The organism is Streptomyces sp. NPDC058401 (genome assembly GCF_042722885.1).
Lineage (GTDB): Bacteria > Actinomycetota > Actinomycetes > Streptomycetales > Streptomycetaceae > Streptomyces.
Genome location: NZ_JBHXKA010000064.1, coordinates 37,231 through 43,419, shown reverse-complemented (window position 1 = coordinate 43,419; position 6,189 = coordinate 37,231). Strand labels below are relative to the sequence as shown.

The window sequence follows — 6,189 nt, the reverse complement described above, 5'->3', positions numbered from 1 at the left end:
GGGCCAGTCACATCCAGCCCCTCCGGCGTTTGAGGAGCGGGGTCTGGGGCGGAGCCCCAGGGAACGGTGGAAGGGCGGGTCGGGGACGGCCCCGCGCAGCGGCTGCCGGAGCCGGCTACCCCGGCCAGGGGGCCACTCCGACCGGCTGAACCAGCCAGCCGAAGTCGCCGAGGCCACCCCGCGCGGTGAGTTCCGCAGCCTCCCCGGCCAGGGACAGCGCCCGCACGTACGCCACCGGATCGCTGGAGGCGAGGGCCAGCGGGGGCCGCGCCCCCGAGACCCCGAGCGCGGCCAGCGCTTCCCGCTGCGTCACCAGGGCCGCCCCCGGCCCCCCGCACGCGTCGAGCGCCACGTGCGCCGTGACATCGCAGCTCCCGTCCGGGACGGGGGCGGTCTCCCGCCCGGCGCGGAATCCGGTGAGCGTTCCGAAGGGCGGCCGGGCCTCCCGGGTGTGGGCGTAGTCCACCGCGACCGCGAGCCCCCGCTCCAGGGTCGCGACGGCCGCCGCCCAGGCCTCGTCGCGCGGGCGCCCGATCTCCGCCCGGCCCGCGCCCTCCTCCGTGCCCGCCCCCGGCCACCACCGCTCCAGCCAGGCCCGGTCCGGCCCGTCGAGAGGGCCGCCCGGATGCTCCGTACCGTCCCGGGCGACCTCCACGTAGCGCCCGTCCTCGGCGAGGTCCAGCGGTACGTTGTCGAGCCACTCGTTGGCGAAGAGCAGCCCGCGGACGCCGCGCGGCGGCTCGCTCACCCAGCGGATCCGCCCGTCGAGCCCGGCGGGCCGCTCCGCGCGTTCCACCCCGTACGGCCGCACCCGCGCGGCAGTCTGCGGCGGCAGCGCGGCCAGCACCTCGGCCAGCAGTTCCCCGCGCCCGGCCCCTACGTCGACCAGGTCCAGCTCCTCCGGGCGGCCGAGCTCCCCGTCCACCCACAGGAGCAGCCGGGCCACGGCCCCCGCGTACAGCGGCGAGGCGTGCACGGACGTGCGGAAATGGCCTGCGGGGCCGGGCCCGCCGGGGCGTACGTAGAAGCCGTCGGGGCCGTACAGCGCCCGCTCCATCGCCGTCCGCCAGCGGACCGGACCCGCCTCTTCCACGGCTTCACCCTGAGTGCTCATCGCTGAAAGGTTATGGTCGCCTCCACCTCGGGTAGTACTCGCGCGTCGCACGGATCGCCCCTCTGGTTGACTCCAGCACCTATCTGCTGTCCCTACTCTGGGTTACGTGCAGCGCCTCTACGATTTCCTCCGCAGACACCCGACGGGCGTCGACAGCTTCTGGGCTGTCCTCTTCTTCGGGTTCTCGATGGCCGTCGTCGCCTCGATGCACGAGGGCACCACCGCCGCACTGCTCGCCACCCCCTGCGTGGTGGCGCTGAGCAGCGCCGTCGCGCTGCGCCGCAAGTGGACCGTCCCGGTCTTCTGGCTCACCGTCGCCACCGGGCTCTACCAGCTGGCCATCGGCGCGCAGGCGAACTTCTACGACTTCGCGATGCTCCTCGTGCTCTTCACCGTCGCCGCGTCCGACGTGCCGCGCTGGGTCTCGCGCACGGCCCTCGGCTGGGGGCTGCTCGCCTCCTCGCTGTACTTCCTGCGCGTCGGCGTGGACAAGTCGAACTCCACCACCGACAACCTGCTCTTCGTCGTGTTCATGATGGTCCCCTTCGCCCTCGCCTGGGTGATGGGCGACTCCCTGCGCACCCGCCGGGCCTATTACGCCCAGCTCGTCGAACGCAACCAGCGCCTGGAGCAGGAGCGCGCGGCCCAGGCCAAGGTGGCCGTCGCCGCCGAGCGGGCCCGGATCGCCCGCGAGCTGCACGACGTGGTCGCGCACAACGTCTCGGTGATGGTGGTCCAGGCCGACGGCGCCGCCTACGTGATGGACGCGGCCCCCGAGCAGGCCAAGGAGGCCCTGCAGACCATCTCCGGCACCGGCCGCCTGGCCCTCGCCGAGATGCGCCGGCTGCTCGGCGTCCTGCGCACCGGCGAGCCGCAGGAGTCCGAGGACTACGTGCCGCAGCCCGACGTGGAGCAGATCGAGGTGCTGGTCGAGCAGGTGCGGGTGGCCGGGCTCGCGGTGGACTTCGAGGTCGAGGGCGCCCCCCGCAAACTGCCCAGCGGCGTGGAGCTGACGGCGTACCGGATCGTCCAGGAAGCGCTCACGAACACCCGCAAGCACGGCGGCCCCGACGCGAAGGCCAGCGTGCGGCTCGTCTACTTCGACGACGGGCTCGGCCTGCTCGTCGAGGACGACGGCCGGGGCGCGGCCCGCGAGCTGTACACCGACGGCGGCGCGGACGGCGCCGGTCACGGGCTGATCGGCATGCGCGAACGCATCGGTATGGTCGGAGGCACTCTCGACGCGGGCCCCCGGCCCGGTGGCGGCTTCCGGATCAGCGCCCTGCTCCCCCTGAAGAAAAGGTGACCATGTCCTTCCCCACCGGCCCCTCCATCCGCGTGATGCTGGTCGACGACCAGGTCCTGCTGCGCACCGGTTTCCGGATGGTGCTCGCGGCGCAGCCCGACATGGAGGTCGTCGCCGAGGCCGGCGACGGCCTGGAGGCGCTGGAGGTGCTGCGGGCCACCAAGGTGGACGTGGTGCTGATGGACGTCCGCATGCCCCGTCTCGACGGGGTCGAGGCGACGCGCCGCATCTGCGAGCCCGAGGAACACCCCAAGGTGATCATCCTGACCACCTTCGACCTCGACGAGTACGCCTTCTCGGGCCTGAAGGCGGGCGCGAGCGGGTTCATGCTCAAGGACGTCCCGCCGGGCGAGCTGCTGGCCGCGATCCGCTCGGTGCACAGCGGCGACGCGGTCGTCGCCCCGTCCACGACGCGCCGGCTGCTGGACCGGTTCGCGCCGATGCTGCCGTCGACCTCGGCGGAACCGCGCAACAAGGACGTCGAGCGGCTGACGGAGCGCGAGCGCGAGGTCATGCTGCTGGTCGCCCAGGGCCTGTCGAACGGCGAGATCGCCGCCCGCCTGGTCCTGTCGGAGGCCACGGTCAAGACCCACGTGGGCCGCATCCTGACCAAGCTGGACCTGCGCGACCGGGTGCAGGTCGTGGTCCTGGCGTACGAGACCGGCCTGGTCCGCGCGGGCGGCGGCGGGGCGGCGTAGTTTTCCGGCCACTGCGGTGATCGTGAGATCCTCCCCGGAGCGGGGGCGGCACCAGGCCTCCGCCCAGGGGAGGGAACACCAGCATGAGAAGCACGAGATCCGTGAAGCGCGCGGCGACCGCGGTCGCACTGGCGCTGGCCGCCGTCTTCACCTCGGGGGGAGCGGCGCCGGCGGCCGGGACCACGATCGCCCAGACGTACACGGTGTGGCACTGGAACGTGTCCGGACACAAGATCAATAACGGGTCGGCCACCACCGGAATGGTCGCCGCGGCCGTCGGCTCGATCAAGTCCCAGGACCCGAGCCCGGACTTCGTCTCCTTCAACGAGCTCTGCTACTCCCAGTACAAGGCGATCCGCGACCAGCTGAACTCCGCCCCCAACGCATGGACCCAGGCGACCAACTACGCCCGCTGGTCCGAAACCCACCCGGCCGGCACCGGAATCTGCGGGGGCGAGGCGTTCGGCAACGCCCTGTTCAGCAAGGCGCAGCTGCGCGGCGAGCAGAACTACATCCTGCCCGCCGACTACACCCAGGCCGAGGCTGACAGCGGCGCCTACCACGAGGACCGCAGCCTGCTCTGCGCGGCGCTCGCCGACCAGGCGACGATGAAGTTCTGCACGACGCACATCACGACCTCGAACAGGCGCCTGCCCAATCCGGACTCGGCGAAGATCAACACCCAGCAGCTCGGCGCCGTCCGGAACATCCTCAAGGGATTCGCGGACGCCGGTGAGACGTACCTGGTGGCGGGCGACTTCAACGCCGAGCCCGACATGTCCCGCATGGGCTCCCTGATGACGACGCACACGGAGCTCGACAGCACCGATGCCCGCTGCCTGAACTACGGCGAGTGGACCGCGATCGACAACCCGGAGATCAACGACCCCGACACCGGGCTGCCTCCGTGTGCCGCCAACGGAGGCAACCCGAAGATCGACATGATCCTCGCCCGGACCGACCGGCTCGTCGACCCCGCCGCCGGCTTCACCGCCGACACGAAGTCGATCCCGACGACCTGCACGGTCGACGGCAAGACCAACCAGCTGTGCTCCGACCACCGCGTCCTGATCGGCACCGCCACCCTCTCCGTGCCCGTCCCCGTCACGCTGCCCGCCACCGGCTGACCGCGGACCCCGCCCGGACCTCAGGTCATCCAGCGGTCCGGGCGGGCTGCCGCCCGGGAGGTGCGGGAGCGGGCCGCCTGGGCGTGGAGCAGTCCGGCGGCCTGTGCCGCGTCGCGCAGGCGGGCCGTGACCGTGCCGTTCGCGCCGGTGTCCACGTGGACGTCGGCCACGCCGCGGGCGCGCTCCCAGGGGCCCTGGGACAGGCGCACGCTCTGCACCTTGGCGTGCGGGACGATCTCCGTACGCCGGCACAGGCGGCCGCGGCGGGCCGCGAACACGTCGGCGGAGACGGCCAGGCCGTACCCCTTCCACCACACCGGGACCACCCAGCGCGATCCGCTCCGGGGCGAGGGCTCGAAGACCAGGCCCCCCAGGTCGACTCCGGGCAGTACCCGCGCGACGACGGCGTGGGCTGCGGCCCGGGTGGCCACCGGGACCAGGACGTCGTTCTTCGAGCCGGCCACCGCCAGCTCCACCCGGACCCAGCCGCGCCGGCGCCACAGCAGCGGCTCGACGATCCGTACGGTCTGCACGCGCCCCGGCGGCACCGTCTCGTGGGCGCGGTCGAGCATGCCGTGGTCCAGGCGGAGCCCGTCGGGGGACTCGGCGACCCGCCAGTCGTACTCGGCGAGGAACCGCCCGGCGCTCGCCGCCCACATCGCGCCCAGCACCGGGAGCAGGGCGGCGAGCGCCACCCAGGGGCTGGAGCTGAGCCACCACAGGAGCGAGGGGCCGGCGATCCCGCCGACGAGGACCGCCCAGGTGGTCAGGGTGAGCAGCAGGGACACCGCCAGATCGCGCGGCCCCACCCGGAGCAGTTCCCGGTCGGGGGCCTCGCCCAGGAGCGGGGCCTCGGCCGGGGTGAATCCGGCCGCGCGGGCCAGCAGTTCGGCGCGGAGCGAGACGGCGTCCTGCTCCGCGAGGAAGGCCAGCTCGTCCTTGGCCTCGGTGCCGATGACGTCGAGCCGCAGTTTGGCGACGCCCGCGATGCGGGCCAGCAGGGGGCGGGTGACGTCGATCGCCTGGATCCGGTCGAGGCGGATGTGCGCGGTGCGGCGGAAGAGGAGCCCGCTGCGGATGCGCAGTTCGGTGTCGGTGACCGCGTAGTGCGTGAACCACCAGCTGAGGAAGCCGTACACGCCGAAGACGAGGACCAGCGCGGCCAGCGCGAGGACCCGCAGGGCGATGGAGACGGCCGTGACCCACTCGGCGAGGTTCTCGCCCTGCTGGGCGGCGATGCCGATGGTCGCGGCGATGGGCACCCAGGCGCGGCGCAGCGGGGTGAGGAAGTGCAGCCGCCGCTCCTGGCCGGGCCCGGCCGCGGGCTTGTCGAGCCCCGGCCCCGCAGCCTCCGCCCCCGGCCCCGCAGCCTCCGCCCCCGTCTCCGCCCCCGCCGGCGGCGTCACAGGCCCGCCGACCTTGCCTCGCCGAGCTCCGTCAGCCGGTCGCGCAGCCGTTCCGCCTCCTCGGGCGCGAGTCCGGGGATCGTGGCGTCGGTCGCCGCCGCGGCCGTGTGGAGCTGCACGGTGGCCAGCCCGAAGCGGCGCTCCAGGGGCCCCGAGGTCACCTCCACCAGCTGCATCCGCCCGTACGGGACCACGGTCTGCTCCCGCCACATCACGCCCCTGCTGATCAGCAGGTCGTCGGCGCGCTCCGCGTACCGCCAGGACCGCCAGTTCCGCCCGAGCATCACCCAGCCCCAGGCCAGCACCACCAGCCAGAACCCGCCGAGCGCCGCCCACCCCGGCCCGGCGGTGAGCCCCAGCACGACGGCCGTCACCACCGCGAAGACGGACATCCACAGCGCGAGCAGGAGCCTGCGCACCGTCAGCAGCCCCGGCCGCAGCCCCACCCACTCGGGCGGACCCGCCTCATCCTCTGTCCCCGTGTCCATCCCCCCACCCTAGGGGCGTGCCCCGCGGAGCGGACCGGGCTCGTGGCGGC

At 73.6% G+C, this 6,189-nt stretch carries 6 protein-coding genes; 3 read left to right on the top strand and 3 right to left on the bottom strand.

Annotated features, from left to right (window positions below):
• Positions 1 to 115 precede the first annotated feature (115 nt).
• A complete protein-coding gene (locus tag ACFWNV_RS23280; RefSeq protein WP_383950238.1) occupies positions 116 to 1,114 on the bottom strand; it encodes an SAM-dependent methyltransferase in 999 nt (332 codons plus the stop codon).
• A 106-nt stretch (positions 1,115 to 1,220) separates the two neighbouring features.
• On the opposite strand from ACFWNV_RS23280, the gene ACFWNV_RS23275 reads away from it, so the two are divergent.
• From ACFWNV_RS23275 to ACFWNV_RS23265, 3 genes are all read left to right on the top strand, one after another.
• Complete coding sequence (locus ACFWNV_RS23275; protein ID WP_383950235.1) at positions 1,221 to 2,420, top strand: sensor histidine kinase; 1,200 nt, start codon at positions 1,221 to 1,223, stop codon at positions 2,418 to 2,420.
• Positions 2,421 to 2,422: 2 nt separating this feature from the next.
• Positions 2,423 to 3,118, top strand: a complete 696-nt coding sequence (locus ACFWNV_RS23270) for a response regulator transcription factor (protein WP_266880250.1) — start codon at positions 2,423 to 2,425, stop codon at positions 3,116 to 3,118.
• A gap of 83 nt (positions 3,119 to 3,201) precedes the next feature.
• Positions 3,202 to 4,245 (top strand): endonuclease/exonuclease/phosphatase family protein, encoded by a 1,044-nt coding sequence (locus tag ACFWNV_RS23265; RefSeq protein WP_383950232.1) that lies wholly within the window; start codon positions 3,202 to 3,204, stop codon positions 4,243 to 4,245.
• A 20-nt stretch (positions 4,246 to 4,265) separates the two neighbouring features.
• On the opposite strand, the gene ACFWNV_RS23260 is transcribed toward ACFWNV_RS23265, so the two are convergent.
• Both ACFWNV_RS23260 and ACFWNV_RS23255 read right to left on the bottom strand, forming a co-directional pair.
• Positions 4,266 to 5,651 carry a PH domain-containing protein gene (locus tag ACFWNV_RS23260; protein ID WP_383950230.1) on the bottom strand — a complete coding sequence of 462 codons (1,386 nt, stop codon included), beginning with the start codon at positions 5,649 to 5,651 and terminating at the stop codon, positions 4,266 to 4,268.
• The gene (locus ACFWNV_RS23255) at positions 5,648 to 6,139 is read right to left on the bottom strand and encodes a PH domain-containing protein (protein WP_383950227.1); all 492 of its coding nucleotides are present in this window, start codon (positions 6,137 to 6,139) and stop codon (positions 5,648 to 5,650) included. Before ACFWNV_RS23255 ends, ACFWNV_RS23260 begins: the two co-directional genes overlap by 4 nt.
• Positions 6,140 to 6,189 lie beyond the last annotated feature (50 nt).

Bases quoted from the DNA above. Each gene is read 5' to 3' on its own strand.
- ACFWNV_RS23280 (WP_383950238.1), bottom strand. From the start codon at position 1,114: ATGAGCACTCAGGGTGAAGCCGTGGAAGAGGCGGGTCCGGTCCGCTGG.
- ACFWNV_RS23270 (WP_266880250.1), top strand. From the start codon at position 2,423: ATGTCCTTCCCCACCGGCCCCTCCATCCGCGTGATGCTGGTCGACGAC.
- ACFWNV_RS23265 (WP_383950232.1), top strand. From the start codon at position 3,202: ATGAGAAGCACGAGATCCGTGAAGCGCGCGGCGACCGCGGTCGCACTG.
- ACFWNV_RS23255 (WP_383950227.1), bottom strand. From the start codon at position 6,139: ATGGACACGGGGACAGAGGATGAGGCGGGTCCGCCCGAGTGGGTGGGG.